Annotated in this window: 24 protein-coding genes; 23 read left to right on the forward strand and 1 reads right to left on the reverse strand. The window is 61.3% G+C overall.

Translation table 11 applies throughout. The features are described 5' to 3' along the window. The first annotated feature begins 89 nt into the window (after positions 1-89). The 22 genes from GFER_RS12960 to GFER_RS17850 all read left to right on the forward strand — a co-directional run bounded on the left by GFER_RS12960 (position 90) and on the right by GFER_RS17850 (position 22783). A complete protein-coding gene (locus tag GFER_RS12960; RefSeq protein ID WP_082048071.1) occupies positions 90-551 on the forward strand; it encodes an NADH-quinone oxidoreductase subunit A in 462 nt (153 codons plus the stop codon). Next, a complete protein-coding gene (locus GFER_RS12965) occupies positions 548-2932 on the forward strand; it encodes an NADH-quinone oxidoreductase subunit B/C/D (protein ID WP_040100090.1) in 2385 nt (794 codons plus the stop codon). The genes GFER_RS12960 and GFER_RS12965 overlap by 4 nt, the downstream gene beginning before the upstream one ends. A gap of 31 nt (positions 2933-2963) precedes the next feature. Continuing rightward, a complete protein-coding gene (gene nuoE / locus GFER_RS12970; protein ID WP_052446390.1) occupies positions 2964-3500 on the forward strand; it encodes an NADH-quinone oxidoreductase subunit NuoE in 537 nt (178 codons plus the stop codon). Next, the gene (locus GFER_RS12975; RefSeq protein ID WP_040100091.1) at positions 3497-4831 is read left to right on the forward strand and encodes a complex I 51 kDa subunit family protein; all 1335 of its coding nucleotides are present in this window, start codon (positions 3497-3499) and stop codon (positions 4829-4831) included. The genes nuoE and GFER_RS12975 overlap by 4 nt, the downstream gene beginning before the upstream one ends. 317 nt (positions 4832-5148) lie before the next feature. Continuing rightward, positions 5149-7560, forward strand: coding sequence for an NADH-quinone oxidoreductase subunit NuoG (gene nuoG, locus GFER_RS12980; protein ID WP_052446391.1), 2412 nt, complete (start codon positions 5149-5151; stop codon positions 7558-7560). Then, entirely contained in the window at positions 7553-8548 is a 996-nt protein-coding gene (gene nuoH / locus GFER_RS12985) for an NADH-quinone oxidoreductase subunit NuoH (protein ID WP_040100092.1), read from the forward strand. The genes nuoG and nuoH overlap by 8 nt, the downstream gene beginning before the upstream one ends. A gap of 197 nt (positions 8549-8745) precedes the next feature. After that, positions 8746-9276, forward strand: coding sequence for an NADH-quinone oxidoreductase subunit NuoI (nuoI, locus tag GFER_RS12990; protein WP_040100093.1), 531 nt, complete (start codon positions 8746-8748; stop codon positions 9274-9276). 77 nt (positions 9277-9353) lie between these two features. Beyond that, positions 9354-9872 (forward strand): NADH-quinone oxidoreductase subunit J family protein, encoded by a 519-nt coding sequence (locus GFER_RS12995; protein WP_040100094.1) that lies wholly within the window; start codon positions 9354-9356, stop codon positions 9870-9872. After that, positions 9869-10174 carry an NADH-quinone oxidoreductase subunit NuoK gene (gene nuoK / locus GFER_RS13000; RefSeq protein WP_040100095.1) on the forward strand — a complete coding sequence of 102 codons (306 nt, stop codon included), beginning with the start codon at positions 9869-9871 and terminating at the stop codon, positions 10172-10174. The genes GFER_RS12995 and nuoK overlap by 4 nt, the downstream gene beginning before the upstream one ends. A 2-nt stretch (positions 10175-10176) precedes the next feature. After that, positions 10177-12039, forward strand: coding sequence for an NADH-quinone oxidoreductase subunit L (gene nuoL, locus GFER_RS13005; protein ID WP_040100096.1), 1863 nt, complete (start codon positions 10177-10179; stop codon positions 12037-12039). A 7-nt stretch (positions 12040-12046) separates the two neighbouring features. Continuing rightward, on the forward strand, positions 12047-13552 hold the full coding sequence (locus GFER_RS13010; RefSeq protein ID WP_082048072.1) for a complex I subunit 4 family protein: 1506 nt from the start codon (positions 12047-12049) through the stop codon (positions 13550-13552). Next, complete coding sequence (locus tag GFER_RS13015; RefSeq protein ID WP_040100097.1) at positions 13549-14964, forward strand: NADH-quinone oxidoreductase subunit N; 1416 nt, start codon at positions 13549-13551, stop codon at positions 14962-14964. Before GFER_RS13010 ends, GFER_RS13015 begins: the two co-directional genes overlap by 4 nt. Positions 14965-15083: 119 nt before the next feature. After that, positions 15084-15539 (forward strand): ferritin family protein, encoded by a 456-nt coding sequence (locus tag GFER_RS13020; RefSeq protein ID WP_040100098.1) that lies wholly within the window; start codon positions 15084-15086, stop codon positions 15537-15539. A 62-nt stretch (positions 15540-15601) separates the two neighbouring features. Further along, on the forward strand, positions 15602-16948 hold the full coding sequence (locus tag GFER_RS13025; protein WP_040100099.1) for a Na(+)-translocating NADH-quinone reductase subunit A: 1347 nt from the start codon (positions 15602-15604) through the stop codon (positions 16946-16948). Next, positions 16948-18108 carry an NADH:ubiquinone reductase (Na(+)-transporting) subunit B gene (locus GFER_RS13030; protein ID WP_052446392.1) on the forward strand — a complete coding sequence of 387 codons (1161 nt, stop codon included), beginning with the start codon at positions 16948-16950 and terminating at the stop codon, positions 18106-18108. Before GFER_RS13025 ends, GFER_RS13030 begins: the two co-directional genes overlap by 1 nt. Continuing rightward, a complete protein-coding gene (locus GFER_RS13035; protein ID WP_040100100.1) occupies positions 18095-18874 on the forward strand; it encodes a Na(+)-translocating NADH-quinone reductase subunit C in 780 nt (259 codons plus the stop codon). The genes GFER_RS13030 and GFER_RS13035 overlap by 14 nt, the downstream gene beginning before the upstream one ends. Then, the gene (locus tag GFER_RS13040; protein WP_040100101.1) at positions 18867-19484 is read left to right on the forward strand and encodes an NADH:ubiquinone reductase (Na(+)-transporting) subunit D; all 618 of its coding nucleotides are present in this window, start codon (positions 18867-18869) and stop codon (positions 19482-19484) included. The genes GFER_RS13035 and GFER_RS13040 overlap by 8 nt, the downstream gene beginning before the upstream one ends. Before the next feature lie 3 nt (positions 19485-19487). Further along, complete coding sequence (nqrE, locus tag GFER_RS13045; RefSeq protein WP_040100102.1) at positions 19488-20099, forward strand: NADH:ubiquinone reductase (Na(+)-transporting) subunit E; 612 nt, start codon at positions 19488-19490, stop codon at positions 20097-20099. Between the two features lie 167 nt (positions 20100-20266). Next, a complete protein-coding gene (locus tag GFER_RS19795; RefSeq protein ID WP_082048073.1) occupies positions 20267-20392 on the forward strand; it encodes a DUF2845 domain-containing protein in 126 nt (41 codons plus the stop codon). A gap of 240 nt (positions 20393-20632) precedes the next feature. Continuing rightward, entirely contained in the window at positions 20633-21859 is a 1227-nt protein-coding gene (gene nqrF / locus GFER_RS13050) for an NADH:ubiquinone reductase (Na(+)-transporting) subunit F (RefSeq protein ID WP_040100103.1), read from the forward strand. Between the two features lie 4 nt (positions 21860-21863). Continuing rightward, positions 21864-22061 (forward strand): hypothetical protein, encoded by a 198-nt coding sequence (locus GFER_RS13055; RefSeq protein ID WP_040100104.1) that lies wholly within the window; start codon positions 21864-21866, stop codon positions 22059-22061. Between the two features lie 173 nt (positions 22062-22234). Continuing rightward, entirely contained in the window at positions 22235-22783 is a 549-nt protein-coding gene (locus tag GFER_RS17850; protein WP_052446393.1) for a Z-ring associated ZapG family protein, read from the forward strand. A gap of 34 nt (positions 22784-22817) precedes the next feature. Here the strand turns inward: GFER_RS17850 and GFER_RS13065 are convergent, their stop codons facing one another. Further along, positions 22818-23663, reverse strand: a complete 846-nt coding sequence (locus tag GFER_RS13065) for a formate/nitrite transporter family protein (RefSeq protein ID WP_052446394.1) — start codon at positions 23661-23663, stop codon at positions 22818-22820. A gap of 138 nt (positions 23664-23801) precedes the next feature. On the opposite strand from GFER_RS13065, the gene GFER_RS13070 reads away from it, so the two are divergent. After that, the gene (locus GFER_RS13070) at positions 23802-24569 is read left to right on the forward strand and encodes a lysophospholipid acyltransferase family protein (RefSeq protein ID WP_040100171.1); all 768 of its coding nucleotides are present in this window, start codon (positions 23802-23804) and stop codon (positions 24567-24569) included. The last annotated feature ends 209 nt before the right edge of the window (positions 24570-24778 follow it).

A 24778-nucleotide genomic window follows, 5' to 3' on the forward strand; every position in this document is an offset into this window, starting at 1 on the left:
GACCCGTTCAGCGGGGCTGTTTTTGCCTTCGGCGCCGTTTCCCTCACGCTGCGCCTCCCGCACTGACTTTCTTTTTCGGTGGAATCCTCATGCCTCTGATTCTGGCCGCATCCGCTGTCGCCCTTTCCCCGCCAACCGGGGATCTGCCCCCCGCCGCCGAATCCTTGGCGGCTCTGGGGCTTTATGCGCTGTTGGCGGTGCTTCTCGTCGCCTTTCTCATGGGCTTGTCTTGGCTGCTTGGGCACAGGACGCACAGTTCTCTGAAGCAAGCGCCCTATGAATCAGGGGTGGCACCGACCGGCGGTGCGTATCTGCGCGCGCCCGCACCTTTTTTCCTGGTGGCCATCTTCTTCATCATTTTTGCCGTCGATGCGGTGTTCATTCTCTCCTGGGCGGTGGCCTGGGATATTCTCGGCTGGGCGGGGCTCGCACAGGTCGGCTTTTTCATCGCCATAGTGCTTCTGGGCCTGGTGCATCTGTGGAAAACCGGGGGGCTTGACTGGCACCCTAGCGCACAGGGGCGTATGCGTGGCAGGGGAGGCGGAGAGTGAGGGAGGAACTGCCCGACAACATCTGGCTCGCCAATCTCGATGAGGCGGTCAACTGGGCGCGCAGCAACAGCCTGTGGCCCATGTTTTTCGGCTTGTCCTGCTGTTTCGTTGAAATGATGACGAGCATGACGCCGCGTCACGATCTGGCGCGCTTCGGTGCCGAGGTGTTGCGTGGCAGCCCGCGGCAGGCCGACCTGATGGTGATCTCCGGTACGCCATTTAAAAAAATGGGCCCGACCATCCTGCGCCTCTACGAGCAGATGGCCAATCCCAAATGGGTCATGTCCATGGGCAGTTGCGCCAACTCGGGCGGCATGTACGACTGCTACAGCGTCATCCAGGGCGTCAACCAGATTCTGCCGGTGGATGTCTATGTTCCCGGCTGCCCGCCGCGCCCCGAAGCATTCATCGAGGGGCTGATGAGGTTGCAGGAAAAGATCCGCCGCGAGGAGCGCCCGACACGCAGCATCCTCGGCCTCAAGGGCGGCAGCGAAGGGACCACCCGCCCGGTGCTGGTCGACGGGCTGAGCAAAAGCCGCGATCCGCGCGGTCCCGGCTACGGTAACAGCGCGGTGCGCGGCACCTCCATGCAGTCCCCGCGTTTCTGGCAGAGTCGCTCCTCTCTCATGTGGCGGCCGCCGCAACCGCGGGTGGCGTTCGCGCCGGGCACCTCCGATGTGTGCCGCGCGGTTCATGAACGTTTCGGGGCGCGGGTGCGCATTGACGAGGCGGCGGCGGATATGCCGACCTTTGTCGCCGCGCCCGAGGTCGCGCTTTCTTTGCTGGGTTTTCTCAAACAGGAGGCGCCAACCCGTTTCCAACGTCTGGAGGATCTCAGCGCCGTTGACGAGAGCGCGCGCAAGCTTCCCCCGCAAGAGCGCTTCACCCTGGTTTATCATCTTCTGAGCTTTGATAAGCCCGGCTATGCACGGGTCAAGGTGCCGGTGAAAGAGGGCGTCGAAGTTCCTTCCCTGACTCCTCTGTGGTCTTCGGCCAACTGGTATGAGCGCGAAGTGTTCGACATGTTCGGTGTGCGCTTTGCCGGCCACCCCAACCTCCATCGCATCCTCATGCCGACCTCCTGGGTGGGGCACCCCCTGCGCAAAGAGCATCCCGCCCGTGGTACGGACATGCCGGCCTACACGGCCGCGACCGCGGCAACCATGATTCCAGCCGACGCAACGGAGTTCTTCAAGGGACGCCGCCTCGCCGATGACGAGCAGACCATGCTGCTCAACCTGGGCCCCCAGCATACCGGCACCCACGGCGTGCTGCGGCTGATTCTCAAGCTCGCCGGAGAAGAGCTGCGGGATGTCGATGCCGATATCGGCTATCACCACCGCGCTGCCGAAAAAATCGGCGAGCGCCAGCACTGGAACCAGTTTATTCCCTACACCGACCGCATCGACTACCTCTCCGGGGCCATGAATAACCTGGCCTATCTCTATCCTCTGGAAACTCTGCTCGGTGTCGAAGTCCCCGAGCGTGCCCAGTACATCCGCGTTCTTTTATGCGAACTGTTCCGCATTGCCAATCACCTGGTGTGGCTCGGCACCTTCGCCCATGACGTCGGCGCCATGACCCCGGTGTTCTACGCCTTCGAATCGCGAGAGAAAATCTTCGACATTGTCGAAATGATTACCGGCGGGCGCATGCACCCCGCCTGGTTGCGCATCGGCGGGGTGCCCGAGGACCTGCCCCAGGGCTGGCAGGCCGTGGTGGATTCCTTCACCCGCGATTTTGACCAGAGGCTCGACGAATTCGACAAACTGCTCAGCGACGGCCCCATTTTCCGCGCTCGCACCGAGGGGGTCGGCGTGGTGTCCCGGGATGAAGCTGTGGACTGGGGGATGAGCGGTCCCAATTTGCGCGCCTGCGGTTTGGACTGGGACCTGCGGCGCAAAATGCCCTACGGCGGCTATGAAAAGTTCGACTTCGAGGTGGTGACTGCCACGGGCGGCGACTGTTTCGCCCGCTATCAGGTCCGCCTCGGCGAGATGCGCCAGAGCCTCGGTATTGTCAGACAGGCGGCGGCGAACATGCCTGCCGGCGCCTGGATGACGGACGATTACCGCTACGCCTACCCGCGGCGCGAGGACGGGCTCAATGATATCGAAAGCCTCATTGCCCATTTTGTCAACGTTTCACGCGGTCCCGCGCCGCCTCAGGGTGAGTGTTACCGGGGGATCGAATCGAGCAAGGGTGAGTGCGGCTACTATCTGGTCAGTGACGGCGAGAGCGTTCCTTATCGGCTGCGCATCCGCACGCCAAGCTTTGCCCACCTGCAAATGGTGCCGCTGTTGAGCCGCGGCTGGTTGCTGGCCGATCTCATTGCAATCCTGGGTTCCATCGATTTCGTGTTGGCGGATTTGGACCGTTAGGAGCCAAATCCGCCAACACGGATCAACTCGGATGAACATCGATCAGGGCGGATTCAAGCGGAAAAGCGAAGGGGTTGGTTTGGTGGAACTGTTGCCTCAAGATCAGGTCGATGTCTGGAAAAAGCGGGTTGCGGGGCATGCTCATCCCATGGAGTTTGCCATCGATTTGTTGCGTGCGATTCAGGCACATCACGGCTGGGTGCCCGACGCGGGGGTGGAGTTGGCGGCGGAAATCCTGGGAACCACGCCCCTCAAGGTGGAGGAATTGGCCACCTTCTACGACAAGATTTATCGCCGGCCGGTGGGGCGTCGGGTGATTCGCTTGTGCGACTCGATCTGCTGCTGGAGCCGCGGGGGGGTGGAACTCGCTGTCTATCTTCAGGACAAATTGGGCATCGCCCTGGGCGAGACCAGCGCCGATGGAGCTTTTACCTTGCTGCCGAGCTGCTGCCTCGGCGCCTGCGGCGACGCGCCGGCGATGATGATCGGCCTTAAGACCTACGGCAATCTGAGTCCGGAGCGTATCGACCAGATCCTCTCTGCAGAGGCCGATGAGGCGCGTCCATGAAGGATTATCCGCAAATTCTCTTCAAAAACCGCCGCCCGGGGGAGACCCTGTTTCTCGACGGTTATCGCGCGGCAGGCGGCTATGGGGCGTTGAAGAAGGCCCTGACGCAGATGACGCCGCAAGAGGTCATCGACGAGGTGAAGAACGCCGGACTGCGCGGGCGCGGCGGCTCGGGTTTTCCCACCGGGCAGAAGTGGGCGTTTTTTCCCGCCCAAAAGGCCGGGGTCAAATACCTGGTGTGCAACGGCGATGAAATGGAGCCCGGTACCTATAAAGACCGGCAGTTGCTGTTGGCCGATCCTCATCAGCTCATCGAGGGAATGATCATCGCCGCCTATGCTTTGCAGATCGATATCGGCTATATCTTTTTGCGTTATGCCTACGAGGATTGCGCACGGCGCGTCGAGCGCGCTATAGCCGAGGCCCGGCAGGCGGGCTATTTGGGGAACGACATTCTCGGCTCGGGCTTTTTTTGTGACCTGCGCTTGCATCGCAGCGCCGGGCGTTACATTCTCGGCGAGGAAACCGCTCTGCTCAACGGTCTCGAGGGGCGCCGTCCCAATCCGCGCGCCAAGCCGCCTTTCCCGGTCAACCAGGGCTTGTTCGATCGGCCGACGGTTATCAACAACGTGGAAACCCTGGCCAACGTGCCGCACATCATCAATGGCGGCGCCGATTGGTACCGGGGCGTGGCGCTGACCGCGGAGGGCGCGGGCAGCAAGATTTTCGGTCTTTCCGGGCACCTGGAAGCCACCCCCTGCGTTGAACTGCCCCTGGGAGTGCCTTTGGGCGAGATCATTGAGCACTACGGCGGCGGGGTCTGGCGCGGGCGGCGTTTCAAGGCCTGCCTGCCGGGCGGCGCGTCGACGCCTTATCTGACCCGCGCGCATCTCGATCTGCCCATGGACTTCGATGCCGTGCAAGGCGCGCGCAGCCGTTTGGGTACCGCCTGCATCACTGTTTTCGATGACCGCACCTGCATGCTGGCCGCGACTCTCAACCTCATCCGATTTTTTGCGCGGGAAAGCTGTGGCTGGTGCACTCCCTGCCGCGATGGCCTGGTCATGGTCACCTGGCTGCTGGAGAAGATCGAAGGCGGCACGGCAAGCATGGATGACGTTTACATGCTGCAGGATCAGATGCGCAACATCAGCGGTCAGGCCATGACCGGGGCCATGTGGGGACCCATGCGCGGAGAGTACGTGTTCAAGGTCGGCAGCCGCGCTTTCTGTCCCCTGGCCGACGGCGCCATGGCACCGGTGGAGGCTCTGCTGCGCCTGTTCCGGGACGAAGTGGAAGATCATGTGAAGCAGGGCCGGTGCCCGTTTTAGGGAGAAAATCGTCCTTTGTCCCTGGTCCTTGGTCCTTTGTTTAAAACCAAGAACCAAGGGACAAAGGAAAAAGGACAGTAACGATTCAGCGGCAACGTCCGAGAGCACCGCAGGGTGCGGCGGTTGAGTGCTGCGGCAAATGTTTGAGCCGTAGGTGAGTTTTTGCCGCACGCGATGCCGCCGTACCCTGCGGTGCATGCTNGGCGGTTGAGTGCTGCGGCAAATGTTTGAGCCGTAGGTGAGTTTTTGCCGCACGCGATGCCGCCGTACCCTGCGGTGCATGCTGAACAGTTGCAAAGGACAAAGGACCGCCCGCCATGCCCAAACTGACCATCGACAACCGCAGCGTCGAGGTGCCCCATGGGACCAGTGTGCTCGAGGCGGCGAAGAAGCTGGGGATCGTCATTCCTCACTTCTGCTACCATGAGGCGCTGGGGGCGGTGGGGGCGTGCCGGTTGTGCGCCATGAGCTTTGAGGACGGGCCGGTGCAGGGCGTGCAGATGTCATGCATGGTCATCGCGCAGGACGGTATGGTCGTTTCGACAGGCGATCCCACGGTGGTGGAACTGCGTGCCCACGTCATCGAATGGCTGATGATGAACCATCCGCATGACTGCCCGGTGTGCGATGCCGGCGGCGAATGCCAATTGCAGGATATGACCCTGGCGGGCGGGCATACGCAGCGGCGCTATGCCGGGCGTAAGCGCACTTACCTCAACCAGGACCTCGGCCCCTTCATCGCCCACGAAATGAATCGCTGCATCCAGTGCTATCGCTGCGTGCGCACCTACCAGGATTATTGCGGCGGCAACGACTTCGGCGCCCTGGGCAGCCGCCAGCGGGTCTATTTCGGCCGCTTTCGGGACGGGCGACTGGAGAGCCCTTTTTCCGGAAATTTGGTGGATGTCTGCCCCACCGGGGTGCTGACCGACAAAACCTACCGCTTTAAAAGCCGCTTTTGGGATCTGCAGGAAGCACCCTCCATCTGTCCCCACTGCTCCCTGGGTTGCGCGACCATTCCCGGTGGGCGCTACCGCGAGCTGCAACGCATCCGCGCCGGGATCAATCGCCGAACCAACGGCTTTTTTATCTGCGATCGCGGCCGCTTCGGCTATGGCCACGTCAATCACCCCGAACGACCACGCGTCCCGCGCCATGGCGCTGCGGAAGTGTCCTGGCCCCAGGCTGTGCAGGCTCTTAACCAAGCCCTCGCCGGACTTGTCGCTGCCCACGGCGCCCAGGCCCTGGCCTTTCTCGGCTCGCCGCGCGCCTCTCTGGAGGCTAACGCCCAGCTTCAGCGCTGGGCCCGGCAGTTGGGCAGCGAACGCATCGCCTTTTCCCCCCATGCAGGGCGAGACCGTGCGGCGCGGGCTCTGACGGCCGTGCCCGGCTCCCTAAGGCGAAGCCTGGAGGCTGTTCGCAGCAGCGATCTCATCTTAATGGTCGGCGCCGACCCTCTCGCGGAGGCGCCATTGCTGGCCCTGGCCGTGCGTCAAGCGGTGCGCTCCGGAGCCCAGGCCGTGTTCATCGATCCCCGTCCCATCAGCTTTCCCTGTCTCTTCACCCATCTGCCCCTGCCGCCCTGGCGGTTGGGCGATGTTCCAGGCGCTTTGGAACGCGATGATTTCTCGTCCTTGAGTTCTCAGCAGGGAACCTTTCTCGAAGGGGTGCACAAGGCTTTGGGCAAGGCGCGCCGCCCGGTGCTCATCGGTGGCGGTGATCTGCTTGGCGCTGCCGGACTGGCGCGGTTGGCGGCCCTGGCGCAAGCATTGAGCAGCGCCGAGCGCCCTTGCGGCTTCATGGGCCTGACGGCCGGCCCCAACAGTTACGGCGCGGCGCTGCTGGCGGGCAAAGGCCCCGATTGTGACGAACTGCTTGAGGCAATGCGCGCCGGAGAAATCAAGGCTTTGATCTGCCTGGAGGTCGATCCCCTGAGCGATGCCGCCGATCCGGAGCGGGCCGCCGAGGCGCTGCAGGGGTTGGAACTGCTGGCGGTGCTCGATTACTTGCCGACGCCAACGGCGCAGGCCGCTCACATCCTGCTGCCGACCACCGCATCGGCGGAGTCCGAAGGGTGTTTCGTCAACAATGAAGGGCGCATGCAGGCTTTTGCTCCGGCCCTGGCGCCGGGTATTGCCTTGTGTGAAAGCGCCGCGGGCGATCATCCGCCGCGGGCTTTTTCTTCCGAGACGCCCGGCGATCAGCCGCGCCCGGCCTGGGAGGTGTTGGCTGAGTTGGCCGGCACGCGTCCGTCCCTGCACGACTTGCGAAGCGCCATCGAATCCGCTGAGGATTGTTTCTCCGGATTGGCCGCCTTGCAGACCGAGGGAGAGGGCGTTCGCACCGCCGAGGCTGCCGCGCCGCCCTTGGCCACGAGCGGCGCAGAGGAGGACGACATTCCCCGCAACGGGGAATTGGCGCTGCTGATTTGTGAAGATTTTTTCGGCGCGGAGGAAATTGCCTTCTTCTCCGCGCCCCTGGATGCGGTGCGCCCCGAACCCCGGATTGGGTTGCATGTCGAAGATGCCGCGCGCCTCGGCGTTGGCAATGGCGAGCAGGTGCGCCTGATCGTCGGGCGACAGGAGGTCGTCCTGCCCGTCGTCCTCAGCACGGAGAGCGCACCGGGCGTAGCTCTGTTGTCGCGGGTGCGCGGCAGCGCCGTTGAGAACTTCGTTCCCGGCAGCAGGGCGCGGTCCTGCCGTATTGAACCGGAGGCGCGCCATGACTGAGGGGCTGATCACGCTTGCGCTAATTCTGGTCAAGCTCGGCATGGTGTTCTTCGTGCTGCTCAGCGGCGCGGCCTACCTGGTGCTGATCGAGCGCAAACTCCTGGGACGCATGCAACTGCGATATGGTCCCAACCGGGCTGGGCCCGGCGGGATGTTCCAGCCCCTGGCCGATGCGATAAAGCTGATCACCAAGGAAGACCTCATCCCCGCCCAGGCCGATAAGGTCATCTTTTTCGTCGCCCCAGGGCTGGCGACATTGACTGCCCTGCTGGCCTTTGCCGTGGTGCCCTTCGCCCCGCCCATGACTGTGTTCGGGCGCGAGGTGCCCCTGGTGGTGTGCGATCTCAACATCGGCGTGCTCTATTTTCTCGGACTCTCATCCCTGGCGGTCTATGGCGTGGCCCTGGGTGGCTGGGCCTCCAACTCCAAGTACGCCCTGCTCGGGGGCATTCGCAGCCTGGCGCAGTTGCTCAGCTATGAACTGGCCATGGGCCTGTCCCTGGTGCCGGTGGTGCTCATGGCGCGCTCTTTTTCCCTCACCGACATCGTTCTGGCCCAACAAAACCTGCCCTTCGCTGTTCTCAACCCCCTGGCATTTCTCATTTTTCTCATCAGCGTGGCGGCTGAATCGAAACGCATCCCTTTCGATCTGCCCGAAGCCGAAAATGAGCTGGTCGCGGGTTTCCACACCGAATATTCAGGCATGCGCTTCGGCCTGTTTTTTGTCGGCGAATACATCAATATGATGATTCTCGGGGCCATGGTCACGGTTTTTTTCCTCGGCGGCTGGCAGGGTCCCTGGCTGCCACCCATCCTCTGGTTTCTGCTCAAAGTGCTGGCTGTGGCCTTTTTGTTCATCTGGATGCGCGCCACCCTGCCGCGGCTGCGCTATGATCAACTCATGCATTTCGGTTGGAAGGTACTGATTCCCCTGTCGCTGGTGAATGTGCTGATAACGGGGGCGGTTCTGTTGGCGATGCAGAACTGATGGGTCCGTAGTCCGTGGTCAGTCCTCAGTTGTTGAGAATCAAATCGCCGATCTTTTAGCCGGTCCGGTACAATCCCCAACGGACAACGGACAACGGACAACGGACAACGGACAACGGACAACGGACAACGGACAACGGACAACGGACAACGGACAACGGACAACGGACAACGGACAACGGACAACGGACAACGGACATGATTCTTTGGCGCGACATCAAAGGCACCGTCCAGCCCTTTTGGGTGACGCTGCGCAACCTGCTGCGGCGGCCGGTGACGGTGCAGTACCCCGAAGAGCAGCGCGCGCTGCCCGTGCGTACCCGTGGGCGGATTGTGCTGACGCGCGATCCCGACGGTGGCGAGCGCTGCGTGGCCTGCTATCTGTGCAGCGCCGCCTGTCCCGTCGACTGCATTTCCATGCAGGCCGCCGAGGCTTTGGATGGACGTCGCTACGCCGTCTGGTTCCGCATCAATTTCGCGCGCTGCATCTATTGCGGGCTGTGCGCCGAGGCTTGTCCGACCCTGGCCATTCAGATGACGCCCGAATTCGCCTTCTGCAAGGACGACCCCCTGGATATGGTCTATGAGAAGGAAAATCTCCTCATCGACCACGGCGGTAAGGATCAAGAGTACAATTTCTACCGCCACGCCGGAATCGGCGTAGTCAACCCGCGCGGCGGCAACGACGACGAGGATCCGCCGCTGGATGCGAAAAGCAATTTGCCGTGAAAAATCGGTGATGGTGCAGGGGCAAGGCATGCCTTGCCCAAGGCGACGCATGCGTCGCCCCTACGGGGATCATTATTATGGCATCGATCATTTTCTACATTCTCGGTTTCACCACCCTGGCGGCGACCGCCATGTGCATCACCCGGCGCAATCCGGTGCACGCGGTGGTTTACCTGGTCAATGCCCTGTTCGCTCTGGCCCTGATGTTCTACCTGCTCGGCGCGCCCCTGGTGGCGGCCTGGGAGGTGATCATCTATGCCGGGGCGATCATGGTGCTGTTTTTGTTCATCATCATGATGTTTGAACTTTCGCCCGACAGCCCTGAAACCCAGGGACCAGGCTGGCGACGCTGGGGGCCGGTGGTGCTGCTGTCTCTGGTGATTCTCGGCTGTACCCTGGCATTGCTGGGCCTGGAGGCCGATCCGCAGGGCGTACCCGCTTTCTGGGTGTCGCCGCGTGAGTTCGGTGCGGCCCTCTTCGACCGCTACGCCCTGGGCGTGCAGGTTATTTCCTTTCAACTGTTGTACGCGGCGGTGGGTGCCTATTACCTCGGCAAGGGCGCTCTGCGCCGCCGTTCCCGAGAGGATGCGTCATGATCGTGCCCATGTCGCACATTCTCGCCATCTCCGCCGTGATGTTCGTCATGGGCCTGGCTTGCGTGTTGGCGCAGCGCAATCTGATCATGATTCTGATCGGCTTCGAGATCATGCTCAACGCCGTGGGATTGACCCTGGTGGGCGCCTCGGCCCTGTGGCAGAAGGTCGACGGGCAGATCTTCGTGATTTTTCTCATGGCCGTCACTTCGGCGGAAGTTGCCATTTCCCTGGCCCTGGTGGTTTACCTACGGCGGCGCAAGGCCACCCTTGAGGCCGATGCCTTTTCCGGGATGAAGGGCTGAGCATGGAAAATCTGCTGTTCTTGATCCTTGCCTTTCCCCTCGCCGGTGCCCTGGCCAACGTGCTGCTCGGTAGCCTGCTGCCGCGCGCTCTGCGCGCCGGTCTGGCGGTGGGCGCGGTGGCGGCGAGCCTGGCGGCCACCCTTGTTCTTTGGCCCCTGGCGGCCGGCGCCGGCACCCGCGCGACCCTGTTCACCTGGCTTGAAAGCGGCAGCTTTCGGGTGCCGGTGGAGATCCTTTTCGATCCCCTTTCGGCCAGCATGACTCTGATGGTGACGGCGGTTTCGACCCTGATCCACCTCTACGCCGTCGGCTATATGGAGGAAGAAGTCGATACGGCGCGTTTTTTCGCCCTGCTCAATCTGTTTGTCTTCGCCATGCTCCTCATTGTTTTGGCGGACAACCTGCTGTTGCTCTTTCTCGGCTGGGAAGGGGTGGGCTTCTGCTCTTACGCGCTTATCGGATTCTGGTATGCCCGGACCAAAAATGCTTCCGCCGGGCGCAAGGCGTTTCTTGTCACGCGGATCGGCGATGTTTTCCTCGGTATTGCACTGCTGTGGCTTTTCGCCCTGTTCGGCACGCTGAGCATCAGTTCCGTCAACGCGCAGGCCGCGACCCTCGGCAGCGGCACCCTGCTGGCATTGAGTCTGTTGCTGCTGGGCGGCGCCTGCGGCAAGTCGGCGCAGCTGCCGTTGATGACCTGGCTTCCCGATGCCATGGCCGGCCCGACTCCGGTGTCGGCTCTGATTCATGCAGCGACCATGGTCACCGCCGGGGTTTACTTGCTGTGTCGGCTGTTTCCCCTGGTGTCTTTGTCGCCTGAAGCCATGGCGGTTATCGCCCTGGTCGGAGCCCTGACGGCCTTTTATGCCGCCACCTGCGCCCTGGTTCAGACCGAGATCAAGCGGGTGCTGGCCTTCTCGACCATGAGTCAGGTCGGATTCATGATGCTCGCGGTGGGGGTGGGCAGTGTTTCCGCCGCCCTCTTTCACCTCTTCACCCACGCATTTTTCAAGGCGTTGCTGTTCATGGGCGCGGGTTGCGTGATCCATCTGGCCGCCGGGGAAAACGACATGTCGAAAATGGGCGGGATGCGCAAAGAGTCGCGGTTTCTGTTCTGGATGTTTTTGGCGGGCGTCCTCTGTTTGGCCGGGGCCCCCCTGACCGGAGGATTTTTTTCCAAGGACGGCATTCTTCTCGCTGATTTTGCCCGAGCCACGCCCTTTTATTGGGCGATCTGGCTGGTGGGAAGCCTGACCGCCCTGTTGACCGCCGTTTATGCCTTCCGCGTGCTCTATCTGGTGTTTCTCGGTGAGCCGCGCAGTCGCCGCAGAAAAAGCCCTTACCTGCCCGGTCTGATGCGCTGGACTCTGCCGCCCCTGGCTCTGGCGGGGCTGTGCGGCGGGCTGCTCAACCTGCCGCCTTTGATCGGCGGCAACGAACTCCTGAAAAACTTTCTCGGTCCCTTGGCCGGGGCCGAACTGCATGTGAGCGTTGGGATGGAATGGCTGCTGGTCCTGGTGGCGACAGCCTTGTTTCTGCTCGGCTGGGCACTGGTGCACTGGCACTTTCGTTACGCCGCGGGAGTGCCCGGCGGTCGACTCGGCGACTTTCTCTACCGGGGCTGGCGGGCTGACGAGGTGGCGGAAATTCTGGTGGTGCGGCCCTTTCGGGTTGTGGGGGAGAGTTTGTGGCACTGGGGAGATCGCCGCCTCATCGACGCAGCCCTGGAGGGCGCGGGACGCCTGTGCATGGCGGGCGGAGAGCGTTTGCGCCACTGGAGCACGGGGCGCCTGAGCACCTACCTGGCGACCCTTGCCTGGGGTGCGGCGGCAATTCTGGTGTATTTCCTTTTCCGGGCTTTGTGACGCAACTATGGCGGAATTGACTCACATACCCTGGCTCTCGATTCTCGTCTTTCTGCCCCTGGCGGGCGCATTGCTGTGCCTGTTCGTGGGGCACAGCGCGGTGTTCTGCCGGTGGCTGGCTCTGGCCACCAGTTGGGGGGTGTTTACCCTGACGGCGGGGCTGTTTGCCGCTTTTCGCCAGGGTGGCGCCGGGTGGCTGTTGTACGAGGATCACGCCTGGATTGCACGCTTCGGCGTGCGCTACACTCTGGGTCTCGATGGCATTTCCCTGCTGCTGGTGCTGCTCACCGGATTTCTCATGCTGGTGGCGGTGCTGGTCTCCTGGCGGGTCGTACGACATTCGGGCGCGTTCTTTGCGTTGCTGCTGCTCATGGAGGCCGGCATCCTCGGAGTCTTTCTCGCCCTCGACCTGGTGCTGTTCTACTTGTTCTGGGAATTGATGCTGATCCCCATGCTGTTTCTCATCGGCATCTGGGGGCACGAGCGGCGTGTGTATGCCGCCGTCAAATTCTTTCTCTTCACCCTGGCCGGCAGTTTGCTGATGCTGCTTGCCATCATTGGTGTGCACCTGCTGCATGGCGCTGCGGGCGGCACGCCCAGCTTCGCCCTTGAGGCGTTGCGCGGCACCCCCCTGCCGCCGCACCTAGAAGCCTGGCTCTACGCGGCCTTTCTGCTGGCCTTTGCCCTCAAGGTGCCGCTGTTGCCCCTGCATACCTGGCTGCCCGACGCCCACACCGAGGCGCCCACCGCCGGCTCGGTGATTCTTGCCGGGCTGCTGCTCAAGACCGGCGTTTACGGCCTGATCCGCTTCGGTTTTCCCCTTTTCCCCAACGCGGCGGCCGCAAGCCTGCCATGGCTGGCGTTGCCCGCTCTGGCGGGTATTTTCTACGCCGCCTGGATCGCCTACGCGCAGTCCGACGCCAAGCGCCTGGTGGCCTATGCCTCGGTCGCGCACATGGGGTTTGTGGTGCTGGGGCTGGCGGCCTGGAATCAGACTTCCCTGGAGGGCAGTATTCTGCAGATGGTCAACCACGGCGTCACCACCGGGGCGCTGTTCGCACTGGTGGGGATGATCGACGAGCGCGCCCATACGCGCCGGATTAGCGACCTTGGCGGATTATGGGGGAGGGTGCCGCGCCTGTCTTTTTTCTTCCTGTTTTTTTCCCTGGCTTCCCTGGGGTTGCCGGGCCTTAACAATTTCGTCGGCGAGATTCTGATCCTCATCGGAGCTTTTCAGACCCGTCCCTGGTGGGGCGCAACGGCCTTTGCCGGAGTGGTGTTCGCGGCCGCCTACATGTTGCGCCTGGTACAGGGAGTGCTTTGGGGGCCTGCGCAGGGCAAGGAATTCTGGCCCGATCTCGATCTGCGCGAGGCCGTGGTGCTGACCGCCCTGGCTCTCTGCGTTCTGTGGCTGGGGCTCTACCCCGCGCCTTTTCTTCTGCCTTTGCAGGCGCCGGTGGCTGAATTGCTTGGTCAGCTGACGCCCCTTGCCGCATCAGGAGGAGCGCCATGACCTGGAACGATGTCATCGCTCTGCTCCCCATTCTGATTCTCGCCCTGGGTTCGGCTGCCCTGCTCATGCTTGGCGCCTGGTGGCCGCGGCACCGTGCTCTCATGGGTCTGGGCAGCCTGGTTGCCCTGGCTGCGGCGGTGGCAGCCGTTTGCCTGACCTCGCCCGTGGCCGAAGTCAGCGCCCTGTTCGGCACTGGCGCCTACGCGCGGTTTTTCACCGTCCTCTGGTCCCTGGTTGCGGCCTTGACCCTGATTCTGTCCCGGCGCTATGGGGCGCAGCGAGGTTTTTCAGGGGGCGAATACACCGCCCTGGTGTTGTTCGCCGCAACCGGCATGGCACTGCTCTCCAGCGCGACGTCACTGGTCGGCCTGTTTCTCGGTCTGGAAGCCTTTACCCTGGTGCTCTATATTCTTATCGCCTTTCACCGCGAGGACGAGCGCGGGGCCGAGGCCGGGCTCAAATACCTGGTGATGGGTGCGGTGGCTACCGGCTTTCTCGCCTTCGGTATCGCCCTTCTCTATACCTCAACAGGCACCTTTCATCTGCCCGAGGCCCTGGCCGGGCTCGATCCCGCCTCGGGCATGCGCCCCGTCGCGTTGCTTGGCTGGGCCATGCTGCTGGTTGCCATCGGCTTCAAGCTGTCTCTGGCGCCTTTTCATTTGTGGACGCCCGATGTCTATCAGGGTGCCCCGGCGCCCATCGCCGGGCTGCTTGCCACCGGCGCCAAAGGCGCGGTGTTTGCCGCACTGCTGACTTTAGGCGCGGGGGTGGGGCCCGGCTGGGACGATTTGCGGCCGCTGCTGTGGAGTCTCTGTGCTCTCTCCATGCTGGTCGGTACCCTGTGTGCCCTGCGGCAGGACAATCTCAAGCGCCTGCTGGCCTACGCAGCCGTGGTACACATGGGTTATCTGCTCATGGCGTTGCTGGCCGACAGCAGCGCCGGCCGCACCGCCGTGGTTTTCTATCTTTGCGCCTACACGGCCATGAACCTTGGCGTCTTCGCCCTCATTTCCTCCTGGTCCACGGCCGCCGGTGAACCCCAGCAGCTTGAAGACTATCGTGGCCTGGGCTATCGCTATCCCCTGCGCGGCGCGGCGTTGACGGTGTTTCTTCTGGCGCTGGCGGGAATTCCTCCCACGGCCGGGTTCATGGGCAAGTTCGCCATCTTCGTCGCCGCCCTGGATGCCGGGCTCATCATCCTGGCCATCTGCGGGGTGATCGCCTCGCTGATTTCGGTCTATTATTATCTGCGGGTGGTGGTCGTTCTTTTTATGAGCACCGGCGAAGGAGCGAACTTGGGTTTTTGCGGGCGCGAGGAAAGCCTCGTCATTGCTTTCTGTGTGGCGGCGACCCTGGTGCTCGGTCTTTTTCCGGGGCCCTTGCTGGAATTGATCGGATCGCTGATTTCTTGACGGGAAGATTGCGCACACCCTGACTGGTCAATCCACGGTGGACATGTGGGCGTTCATCGTTATACTTTGTAGGCCGCATCGGCCCAATGAGTGGTCGACAGCGATTCGGGAGGCGATGCATGCGCTTTGAGCAAACCAGCGATGTCTTGAACCATGTCGGGCTTTTTCACCAGCAGGCCGGAGAGGTCTTTCGCAAACTCAGTGAGCGCGCGAGCAACCCACGGGTGCGAATGCTGCTCGATTACATCGTGCGTCATGAAGAAAGCCTGGCCAACAGTGTCTTCAGCTACAAAACGGAATGCTCGCCCCAACTCTTGTCGACTTGGTTCAAGTACACCCATGATCAGGATATTTTCGCACCCCTGACCGCGGTCGACCTGGACCGCGATCCAAGCTTCGACGATGTCCTCGATCTCGCTGTCGACAACGATGCCAAGCTGCTCGAACTTTATCAGGAAATGGTCGAGCGCAGCACTTCTCCCGATGTCAAGGAGTTGTTCAGCAGCCTGCTGCTGAAAGAGATGAAGGAAAAGCAGAAACTGATCCGGAGCGCCCTGGGCCTGCTTGACATTTGAGGTTTCCCCCTCAATTTGTTGTGATGCCTGTATCGTTGACCCTTTCACCGACCCTGTAGACCATGAAAACGATTCGCATACGCCGCGGCCTCGACATACCCCTTGCCGGAGCACCGGAGCAAGTTATCCATTCGGGACCCTATGTTCGCCGCGTGGCGGTCCTCGGTCCGGATTTTCCCGGGATCAAACCGGCCATGGAAGTGGCCGAAGGCGACTCGGTGCGTGCCGGACAGGCGCTGTTTACCGACAAGCGTTGGCCGCGAGTGCACTATCCCGCTCCAGCCGCCGGCCGGGTCACCGCCATTCACCGCGGTCCCAAGCGCGTGTTGCTCGCGGTGGAGATTGCCCTGGAAGGCGAGGAGGAGCTCAGCTTCGCCAGGTATCCCCAGGGACGCCTGGAGAGTCTCGCGGGTGACGAGGTGGTGGAAAATCTACTGGCCTCGGGGCTGTGGACGGCCCTGCGCCGTCGCCCCTTCAACCTGGTTGCCGATCCCGAGGAAAAGCCCGCGGCCCTTTTTGTTACTGCCATAGCCAGTGATCCCCTTGCCGCTGACCCAGCCGTGGTCATCGCCGAGCGCAAACAGGAATTTGCCGACGGCCTGCGTGTCCTCGGACACCTGAGCGAGGGGCCGTTATTTGTCTGTCAGGCGCCTGGCGCCGAGATCCCCTGTGCCGGGCGCGCTGAAACCGTGGCCTTTGCCGGACCTCATCCGGCCGGGCTGCCGGGCACCCACATGCATTTTCTGCAACCGGTGCATGAACGCCGCTGTGCCTGGCACATCGGCTATCAGGACGTCATCGCTATCGGCCATCTGTTCACCACCGGGCAATTGCTCAATGAGCGGGTCATCGCTCTGGGCGGTCCGGGAGTGCGTCGGCCGCGCCTGGTGCGCACGCGCGTCGGCGCTCACCTGGGAGATCTGCTGCGTGACGACCTGCACGAGGGTGCGCAGCGCATCGTTTCCGGCTCGCCCTTGAGCGGGCACGCCGCGCTTGACGCTCTGGCATTTCTCGGCCGCTACCACCTTCAGGCCTGTGCGCTGCCCGAGGCTGACCAGGCGCAGCCGCCCCTGGGCTGGCTGCGTCCGGGTTTTTCCAAGTTTTCCGCGCGGCGGCTGTTTGCCGGCGCCCTGCTGCGCAACAAGCCGCGCCCCATGGACACAAGCCTGGGCGGGGGACCGCGGGCAATCTATCCGATCGGCACCTATGAGCAGGTGCTGCCCTTTGATTTTTCCGCCACCTACATGTTGCGCGCCTTGGCCGTCGGCGACAGTGACGAGGCGCGCGCCCTCGGTTGCCTGGAACTGGCCGAGGAAGACCTGGCCCTGTGCAGTTTCGTCTGCCCCGGGAAGAACGACTTTGCCCCGCAGTTGCGGGCCGTATTGGACGAGATCGAGAAGGAGGGTTGATGGCCGCAGAACGGCTTGCTACCATAAAACGCGCCCTGGCAGGTTATTGGCGGGCTCCCGGCGGCGCCACGCGTAATGGCCCCCATGTGCGGGATGCCCTGCATCTCAAGCGTATCCTGCTGGTGATGGTGGTGGCGCTGGTACCCTGTGCGCTGTTTGCCATGTGGAATACCGGCTACCAAATGCATCTGGCCATGCAGGCCCATGGCATCAACGAATTGTTCACCTGGCGCGAAGCGGTGTTTCGTTTGCTCGACGTCGGCAACGATCCTGCGTACCTGGGGGATAACCTGCTGCTCGGGGCCCTGTATTTCGTGCCTGTGCTGCTGGTGTGCTGGGCCAGTGCGTTTTTCTGGGAGGCCTTGTTCGCCGCGGTGCGCGGCATGGAGATGAGCGAAGGCTGGGGGGTGAGCGGCCTGCTGCTGGCCCTGATCCTGCCCCCGGCGGTGCCCCTGTGGCAGGCCGCTCTGGGTATGAGTTTCGGCATCGTGCTCGGCAAGGAAATCTTCGGCGGCACCGGGCGCAACTTCATGAATCCCGCCCTGGCCGCCTACGCTTTTGTGTTTTTCGCCTACCCCGCCAACTTCAGTGCCGACAATGCTTTTGTGCCGGTGGATGGGATCTCCGCCGCAACCCCCCTGGCCCTGGCCGCCGAGGGCGGCATGGCGGCGCTGGAAAGCAGCATTACCTGGAGCCAGGCGTTTTTCGGATTCATTGCCGGCTCGCCCGCTGAAACCTCCGTGCTGGCGTGTCTGCTCGGCGCGGCGATTCTGCTGTTCACCGGGGTGGCGTCCTGGCGCACCATGAGCGCGGTGCTGCTCGGCGCCCTGGGCCTCTCCACCCTGCTGTATGTGGTGGGCAGCGCCGATAATCCCATGTTCTCCGTGCCGCCTCACTGGCACCTGGTCCTGGGTAGTCTGGCCTTCGGGCTGGTGTTCATGGCCACCGACCCGGTTTCCTCGGCCATGACCGATGCCGGCAAATGGTTTTACGGCCTGCTGGTGGGCGCCATGATCATCCTGGTGCGGGTGGTCAACCCCGCGTTTGCCGAAGGCACCATGCTCGCTATCGTCTTTGGCAACGTGCTCGCTCCGGTCATCGACCGCTTCGTGCTCAAGGCGCAGATGCGGCGCAGGAGGTTGCGTTATGGCCAAGGATAGTGTCGGGCGCACCTTTCTCGTCGCCTTTCTGGTCTGCTTTGTCTGTTCGTTGATGGTGTCGGCAACGGCTGCGGGACTGCGCGCCAAGCAAGAGCGCGACGCCCTGGGGATTATGTACAAAAATGTTCTCGGCGCCCTTGATTTGCCTGCGCGCGGAGAGGATGTTTTCGAAGTCTGGAATGCGCGGGTCGAAGCCCGTCTGGTGGATCTGGAAAGCGGCGAATACAGCGACGCCTTCGATGCCGAGACCTTTGATCAGGAGCGCGCCGCGCGCGATCCGCAACTGCGCTACACCATCCCCTCGGATAAGGATCTGGCCGGTCTGCGCACCCGCTCGCGTCTGGCGCCCGTCTTTCTGGTGCGCGAAGAGGGTGAAGTGCGTTACTTGGTCTTGCCGGTGCGTGGCCAAGGCCTTTGGGCAACGATTTATGGCTACCTTGCCCTGGAATCGGATCTGACCACCGTCGCCGGATTGACCATTTACGACCACGGCGAAACCCCCGGGTTGGGCGGTGAAATTGAGCGCCCGCGCTGGTTAAACAACTGGCCGGGCACTCAGGCCTTTGATGAAGATGGAAATCCTCTCCTCGAAGTGGTGCGCGGTCGTGTCGATCCCGCTAGTCCCCAGGCGCAATTTCAGGTCGATGGTGTTTCCGGGGCGACGGCAACCATGCGGAGCATGACCAACCTGGTGCGTTACTGGCTGGGCGAGGACGGTTTCGGCCCCTATCTGGAGCGGTTGCGCGCGGAGGGCTTTAATGGCTGATATACGCAAAACCCTGTTCGGGCCCGTATTCGACAACAATCCCATCGCCCTGCAGATTCTCGGTATCTGCTCGGCGCTGGCCATTACTACCCGGTTGGAGACGGCCCTGGTCATGTCGGCGGCGGTGATTTTCGTGGTCGCCTTCTCTAATGCCGCGGTCAGCATGATCCGCCAGCATATCCCCGACAGTATCCGGCTCATCGTGCAGATGACCATCATCGCCTCTCTGGTCATCATGGCCGACCAGATCATTCAGACCTTTCTGCCAGCCATCAGTCGCCAGTTGTCGGTGTTTGTCGGCCTGATCATCACCAACTGCATCGTGCTCGGCCGCGCCGAAGCCTTCGCCAGCAAAAATACCATGGGGCTGAGTTTTCTCGACGGTCTCGGCAATGGCCTGGGTTACAGTCTGATTCTGTTGCTGGTGGCGACGGCGCGCGAGCTTTTGGGTTCGGGCAGCCTGTTCAATTTTCAGGTGCTGACTCTCTCCCAGGACGGCGGCTGGTATGTCAGCAACGGTCTGATGCTGCTGCCGCCCAGTGCCTTTTTCATCATCGGGCTGCTGATCTGGTTGTTGCGCACCTGGAAGACAGAGCAGGTGGAGGAATGAGCCATGCTTGAGCACTATCTGAGTATTTTCATCCGCTCGGTCTTCGTCGAGAACATGGCTCTGGCCTTCTTCCTCGGCATGTGCACCTTTCTTGCCGTGTCGAAAAAGGTCGATACCGCCATGGGATTGGGGCTGGCGGTTATTGTCGTGCAGACCATCACGGTGCCGGTCAACAATCTCATTTACCGCTACCTGCTGCAGCAAGACGCCCTGTCCTGGGCGGGGCTGGAGAATGTCGACCTCACATTTCTCGGCCTGATCTGCTACATCGGCGTGATTGCCGCCATCGTGCAGATTCTCGAAATGTTTCTCGACAAGTACGTGCCGCGTCTCTACGCGGCGTTGGGCGTGTTTCTGCCCCTGATCACCGTCAACTGCATGATCCTCGGCGGGTCGCTGTTCATGGTCGAGCGGCGCTATGCTTTTGGCGAAAGCCTGGTGTTCGGCTTCGGCAGCGGATTCGGTTGGGCATTGGCGATTGTCGCCCTTGCCGGCATTCGCACCAAACTCAAATACAGCAAGGTGCCCGAGGGATTGCGCGGGCTCGGTATGACCTTCATCGTGGTGGGACTGATGTCCCTGGCCTTCATGGCGTTTTCCGGCATTCAGTTGTAACGCAGAAAAAAAGGATCGATTCACCGCCGAGAGCGCAAAGGGCGCAGAGAAACTCCTGGCAAGAACAATTGTAACGATTCAGCGGCAACGTCCGAGAGTACCGCAGGGTGCGGCGGTTGAGTGCTGCGGCAAATGTTTGAGCCGTAGGTGAGTTTTTGCCGCACGCGATGCCGCCGTACCCTGCGGTNGTGGATGAGTGGACCTACAATTTCGGACCGCGGCGTTTTTTACTGCATCTGATCTTTGAAAACGGCCGCCTGCGGCAGATTGAAACCGGCGGCTACGGGTTCTGATGCTGTAACTATTCAGCGGCAACGTCCGAGAGTACCGCAGGGTGCGGCGGTTGAGTGCTGCGGCAAATGTTTGAGCCGTAGGTGAGTTTTTGCCGCACGCGATGCCGCCGTACCCTGCGGTACATGCTGAACAGTTACGAACAATTTTAGGGTCATAAGGTTTTGGCTCTGCGTTCTCGGCGTCCTCAGCGGTGAAAAACGGATTTTGGCGTGCATGCGATCATACAAACGGGATCTTAAATGCTTGAAGTCATCTTAGGCGTTTCGCTGTTTACCGGCATCATCCTTTTGCTCGTGGCCATCATTGTCACCGCGCGCTATTTTCTCGTGCCGCGCGGCCAGGTGAAAATCACCATCAACGATGATCCGGACAAGGCCCTCGATGTGCGGCCGGGCGGCAAGTTGCTGCAAACCCTTGGAAGTCAGGGCATCTATGTGCCCTCGGCATGCGGCGGCGGCGGGTCCTGCGGGCAGTGCGTGGTGAAAATCAAGGAAGGCGGCGGCGCCATTCTGCCCACGGAAACCAGCCATATCAATCGCCGCGCCGAGCGCGAGGGGCTGCGCCTGTCCTGCCAGGTGAGCGTCAAGCAGGACATGCAGATTGAGTTGCCGCCCGAGATTTTCTCCGCACGCAAGATGAAGTGTCGGGTGAAATCGAACCGCAACGTGGCCAGCTTTATCAAGGAACTGGTGCTGGAGTTGCCCGCGGGCGAAGCTCTGGATTTTCGTGCCGGCGGCTACGTCCAGATCGAAGCGCCGTCCCACGAGGTGCAGTATCGCGATTTCGACATCGAGGAAAAATTTCGAGCCGACTGGGATCGTTTCGATATCTGGCAATATCATTCGGTGGTGAGCGAATCGTTGCAACGCGCCTATTCCATGGCCAACCATCCCGGTGAAAAGGGCGTCATCATGCTCAACGTGCGCGTCGCGACGCCGCCGCCGCACCACCCCAAGGTTCCACCCGGCGCCATGTCATCCTACATCTTCAGTCTTAAGCCCGGCGACGAAGTCGAGATTTCCGGGCCCTTCGGCGATTTCTACGCCCGCGAGACGGAAACCGAAATGATTTTCCTCGGCGGTGGCGCGGGCATGGCGCCTTTGCGCTCGATTATCTTCGATCAGTTGCTGCGGGTGAAAACCCGGCGCAAGATCAGCTACTGGTATGGCGCGCGCAGTCTTAAGGAACTCTTTTACGACGAAGATTTCAAGAAGCTCGAAGCCGAGCATGACAATTTCTCCTGGCACGTTGCACTCTCCGAGCCCCAACCGGAAGACAACTGGGAGGGTTTGACCGGGTTCATTCATGAAGTCCTTTACAAAGAATATCTCAAGGATCATCCGGCACCGGAAGATTGTGAATATTACCTGTGCGGTCCGCCGATGCTGCTGATGGCGGCACGGGAAATGCTTGAAAACCTCGGCGTCCTGCCCGAGAGCATCTTTTACGACGATTTCGGCGTGTGATGTCGTGACGACCTTCTTCGCCGCCTTTCTGTTGTTTCTGCTGGCTTTTGTCGCATTAGCCGTGGGTCTGTTTTTCCGCCGCCCCCCCCTGCGCCGCACCTGCGGCGATCCCGACGACTGCAAATGCGCCGATGAAGGGCGGCAGCCCTCTGAATACTGCAGTCGGGATGGCGCCGCCGGGCCGGATCGTTGCTCGCGCTAAAGTCAGAAAAACAGGGTTTTTAAGTTGTTGTTCAAGCGTAAATCTTCAGCGGTGGAAACAGCTGATTGCGCAGGGCATGCCTGAGCCGCAGGCGTGTTTTCTTTTTTTGTGGATACCGGCAGTGCTGGTGAGCACCTCAACGATACGTTGAATTTTCAGGGAGGTTGAATGTTATGGAAATTTGGATCCTGCTGGTGGTGGTGATTGTCATTGGCGTTGGTGTGACGGCTTTTTTTCTCGGACGCTGGGCGGAAGGGCGCTCCGGCCGGGTCAAGGCGATGGAGGTCGAACTCGAGGCCCGCAAGAAAGAGCTGGAAGAATACCGGGCCGAGGTGACTCGGCACTTTGATCGCACGGGCACCCTGTTTGCGACCTTGACCGGCTCCTATCGCGACCTCTATCATCATCTTGCCCAGGGCTGTGAAAAACTTGCCGAAATCCCCTCGGAAAAACTTTTTCCAGGCACCCCGGCCGAGCTGGAAGGAGCGAAGCCTGTCGAGGAAGATGCCGTGGCAGGTGTCCGCCAGGATCTGTCCGAGACAAGCACCGAGGATCAGGCTGATGACGCCGGGACAGATTCGGAGAAGGGGCCGGGCGAAGCCCAACCCGAACCCGAAAAATCAGAATCTCCGTTGCCCGGTGAGATGGAAGAAGACACGACGGAGGAGCCGAAGAAAGATGCCTCCGCCGCGAGCGAGGACAGCGCCAAAATCGGTCGATGAAAGTCGGCATCCCATTGCGCAAGGGTGCTGAGCCTCAGGCTTTTTTCGTCCCCCTGAGGTGGATGTACCAGTAGGCAAACCCAACGAAGATTACGCCGCCGAGAATATTGCCGAGAGTGACCGGTACCAGGTTGGCCAAAAAGCCGCCCCAGGTTATGTGTGGTGCCTCAAGCCCTGAAACCCCGCTCAGCAGCAGGCCGGTTGGAATGTAATACATGTTGGCGATGGAGTGCTCAAACCCGCTGGCGACAAAGGCCATGATCGGCACGTAGCAGGCAAGAATTTTCCCACTGACGTCACGCGCGGCGGTAGCCATGAAGACCGCCAGGCATACCAGCCAGTTGCACAGGATGCCACGGATCAGCGCCGCCGAAAAGGAGAGTTCGACCTTTGCCTGGGCGATGGCAATGGCGCGTTCGGCGATCTGGCCCTGTTCCCAGAGTTGCGAGTGGAACATCATCCAGGCGAAGAGCAGCGATCCCACCAGGTTTCCGGCCAGTACCACCACCCAGTTGCGCGCAATGTTCGACCAGGTTATGTGTCCGTGCAGGGCTGCTTTGGTCAGCAGGGAATTGCCGGTGAAGAGTTCCGCGCCGCAGATGACCACCAGAATCAGTCCCAGGGAAAAGACGCTGCCGGCGACAAACCGTGTCAGACCGTCGCCGATCACTCCTGCGGCATCATGGGTGACGATGGTGGCGAGCTGGGCACCGAAGGCGATATAGAATCCCGCCAACAGGCTCAGCACCAGGGTGCGCGAGGTTGATTGATTGAGCACCCGCTTGCCGTTTTCCGCAATCAGGCAGGTGGTTTCAGCGGGGGTTAAAAACCGTTTTTCCGAAGGTTTTTCCGGTAGAGGGCAGGGGGGGGATGAGTTCATCGGGCGCCTTTCCTTGAGCATTCCACTCACCGGAGCGAGTTTTTTTTGCCGCAAAGTCTAACATAGGCTTCAAATCTTGCCCACAACGACGATCGACTGATCGCTTTTTCTTTTTCGGAGCAGAATCCTGTGGAAAAAATGACACTGATCGATGATCGCTATCTGACCGATCCGCAGGCCGCTTCACGAATCTGCCGCCTTTTTCCCAGCCTTTTCTATTACAGTCGTATGGCCGGCATTGTCCTGCGCGCCAGTCGCCTGGCGAAACGCAACGCCTATGGTGATGACCTCTGGGTGTTGGACAGCTGGCGGATCGTGGAGGCCCTGGAGCGCGTCGGGGTGCGCTTCTCCATCGAGGGGCGCGAGTACCTGCGCGATCTCAATGGCCCCTGCGTTATTGTTGGCAATCACATGAGCACTCTGGAAACCTTCGTTCTCCCCTGCCTGATCTGGCCGTTCACCAAAGTGACCTTTGTCGTCAAGCGCAGTCTGGTCGAGTATCCGGTGTTTCGTCATGTCATGGTCAGCCGCAAGCCGGTTCTGGTTGAGCGAATCAATCCTCGCGAGGATTTCAAGGTGGTCATGGAAGAGGGCAAGGCGAGGCTTGGCGCTGGGCTTTCCGTGGTGGTGTTTCCCCAAACGACCCGCACCACGCGCTTTGACCCAGAGGAATTTAACAGCATCGGGGTCAAGCTCGCAAAGCGCGCCGGAGTACCCATTCTGCCCGTGGCGCTGAAAACCGATGCCTGGTCCAATGGCCGTTTTCTTAAGGATTTCGGCCCCATTAACCCGGATAAGATGGTGCATATCGCGTTTGGCGCGCCGCTCGAGGTAACCGGCAACGGCCAGGCGGAGCAGGAGACGATCATCGGATTTATCCAGGAAAAGCTCGAAAGTTGGACCTAATAATCTCGCCCCGCAAAACACCTGCAAGTTGCTGTGGTTAGGCCAATTCACAAACCCTATCTTTTTTGTTGAAAAAAAATACAAGAGCACATAAGATCAATAAAGTTTGTTTTGGGGAAAATCTAGTTTTTTCTTTGAAATTCGTAACTATTTAGCTGGAATGCCCTGTCACGCCGCAGGCGAGTTTTCACCGCAAGCGACGCCGACGC

This window comes from Geoalkalibacter ferrihydriticus DSM 17813, assembly GCF_000820505.1.
Classification (GTDB): domain Bacteria; phylum Desulfobacterota; class Desulfuromonadia; order Desulfuromonadales; family Geoalkalibacteraceae; genus Geoalkalibacter; species Geoalkalibacter ferrihydriticus.

Bases quoted from the DNA above. Each gene is read 5' to 3' on its own strand.
- GFER_RS12960 (WP_082048071.1), top strand. From the start codon at position 90: ATGCCTCTGATTCTGGCCGCATCCGCTGTCGCCCTTTCCCCGCCAACC.
- nuoE (WP_052446390.1), top strand. From the start codon at position 2,964: ATGAACATCGATCAGGGCGGATTCAAGCGGAAAAGCGAAGGGGTTGGT.
- GFER_RS12975 (WP_040100091.1), top strand. From the start codon at position 3,497: ATGAAGGATTATCCGCAAATTCTCTTCAAAAACCGCCGCCCGGGGGAG.
- nuoG (WP_052446391.1), top strand. From the start codon at position 5,149: ATGCCCAAACTGACCATCGACAACCGCAGCGTCGAGGTGCCCCATGGG.
- nuoH (WP_040100092.1), top strand. From the start codon at position 7,553: ATGACTGAGGGGCTGATCACGCTTGCGCTAATTCTGGTCAAGCTCGGC.
- nuoI (WP_040100093.1), top strand. From the start codon at position 8,746: ATGATTCTTTGGCGCGACATCAAAGGCACCGTCCAGCCCTTTTGGGTG.
- GFER_RS12995 (WP_040100094.1), top strand. From the start codon at position 9,354: ATGGCATCGATCATTTTCTACATTCTCGGTTTCACCACCCTGGCGGCG.
- nuoK (WP_040100095.1), top strand. From the start codon at position 9,869: ATGATCGTGCCCATGTCGCACATTCTCGCCATCTCCGCCGTGATGTTC.
- nuoL (WP_040100096.1), top strand. From the start codon at position 10,177: ATGGAAAATCTGCTGTTCTTGATCCTTGCCTTTCCCCTCGCCGGTGCC.
- GFER_RS13010 (WP_082048072.1), top strand. From the start codon at position 12,047: ATGGCGGAATTGACTCACATACCCTGGCTCTCGATTCTCGTCTTTCTG.
- GFER_RS13015 (WP_040100097.1), top strand. From the start codon at position 13,549: ATGACCTGGAACGATGTCATCGCTCTGCTCCCCATTCTGATTCTCGCC.
- GFER_RS13020 (WP_040100098.1), top strand. From the start codon at position 15,084: ATGCGCTTTGAGCAAACCAGCGATGTCTTGAACCATGTCGGGCTTTTT.
- GFER_RS13025 (WP_040100099.1), top strand. From the start codon at position 15,602: ATGAAAACGATTCGCATACGCCGCGGCCTCGACATACCCCTTGCCGGA.
- GFER_RS13030 (WP_052446392.1), top strand. From the start codon at position 16,948: ATGGCCGCAGAACGGCTTGCTACCATAAAACGCGCCCTGGCAGGTTAT.
- GFER_RS13035 (WP_040100100.1), top strand. From the start codon at position 18,095: ATGGCCAAGGATAGTGTCGGGCGCACCTTTCTCGTCGCCTTTCTGGTC.
- GFER_RS13040 (WP_040100101.1), top strand. From the start codon at position 18,867: ATGGCTGATATACGCAAAACCCTGTTCGGGCCCGTATTCGACAACAAT.
- nqrE (WP_040100102.1), top strand. From the start codon at position 19,488: ATGCTTGAGCACTATCTGAGTATTTTCATCCGCTCGGTCTTCGTCGAG.
- nqrF (WP_040100103.1), top strand. From the start codon at position 20,633: ATGCTTGAAGTCATCTTAGGCGTTTCGCTGTTTACCGGCATCATCCTT.
- GFER_RS17850 (WP_052446393.1), top strand. From the start codon at position 22,235: ATGGAAATTTGGATCCTGCTGGTGGTGGTGATTGTCATTGGCGTTGGT.
- GFER_RS13065 (WP_052446394.1), bottom strand. From the start codon at position 23,663: ATGAACTCATCCCCCCCCTGCCCTCTACCGGAAAAACCTTCGGAAAAA.
- GFER_RS13070 (WP_040100171.1), top strand. From the start codon at position 23,802: ATGACACTGATCGATGATCGCTATCTGACCGATCCGCAGGCCGCTTCA.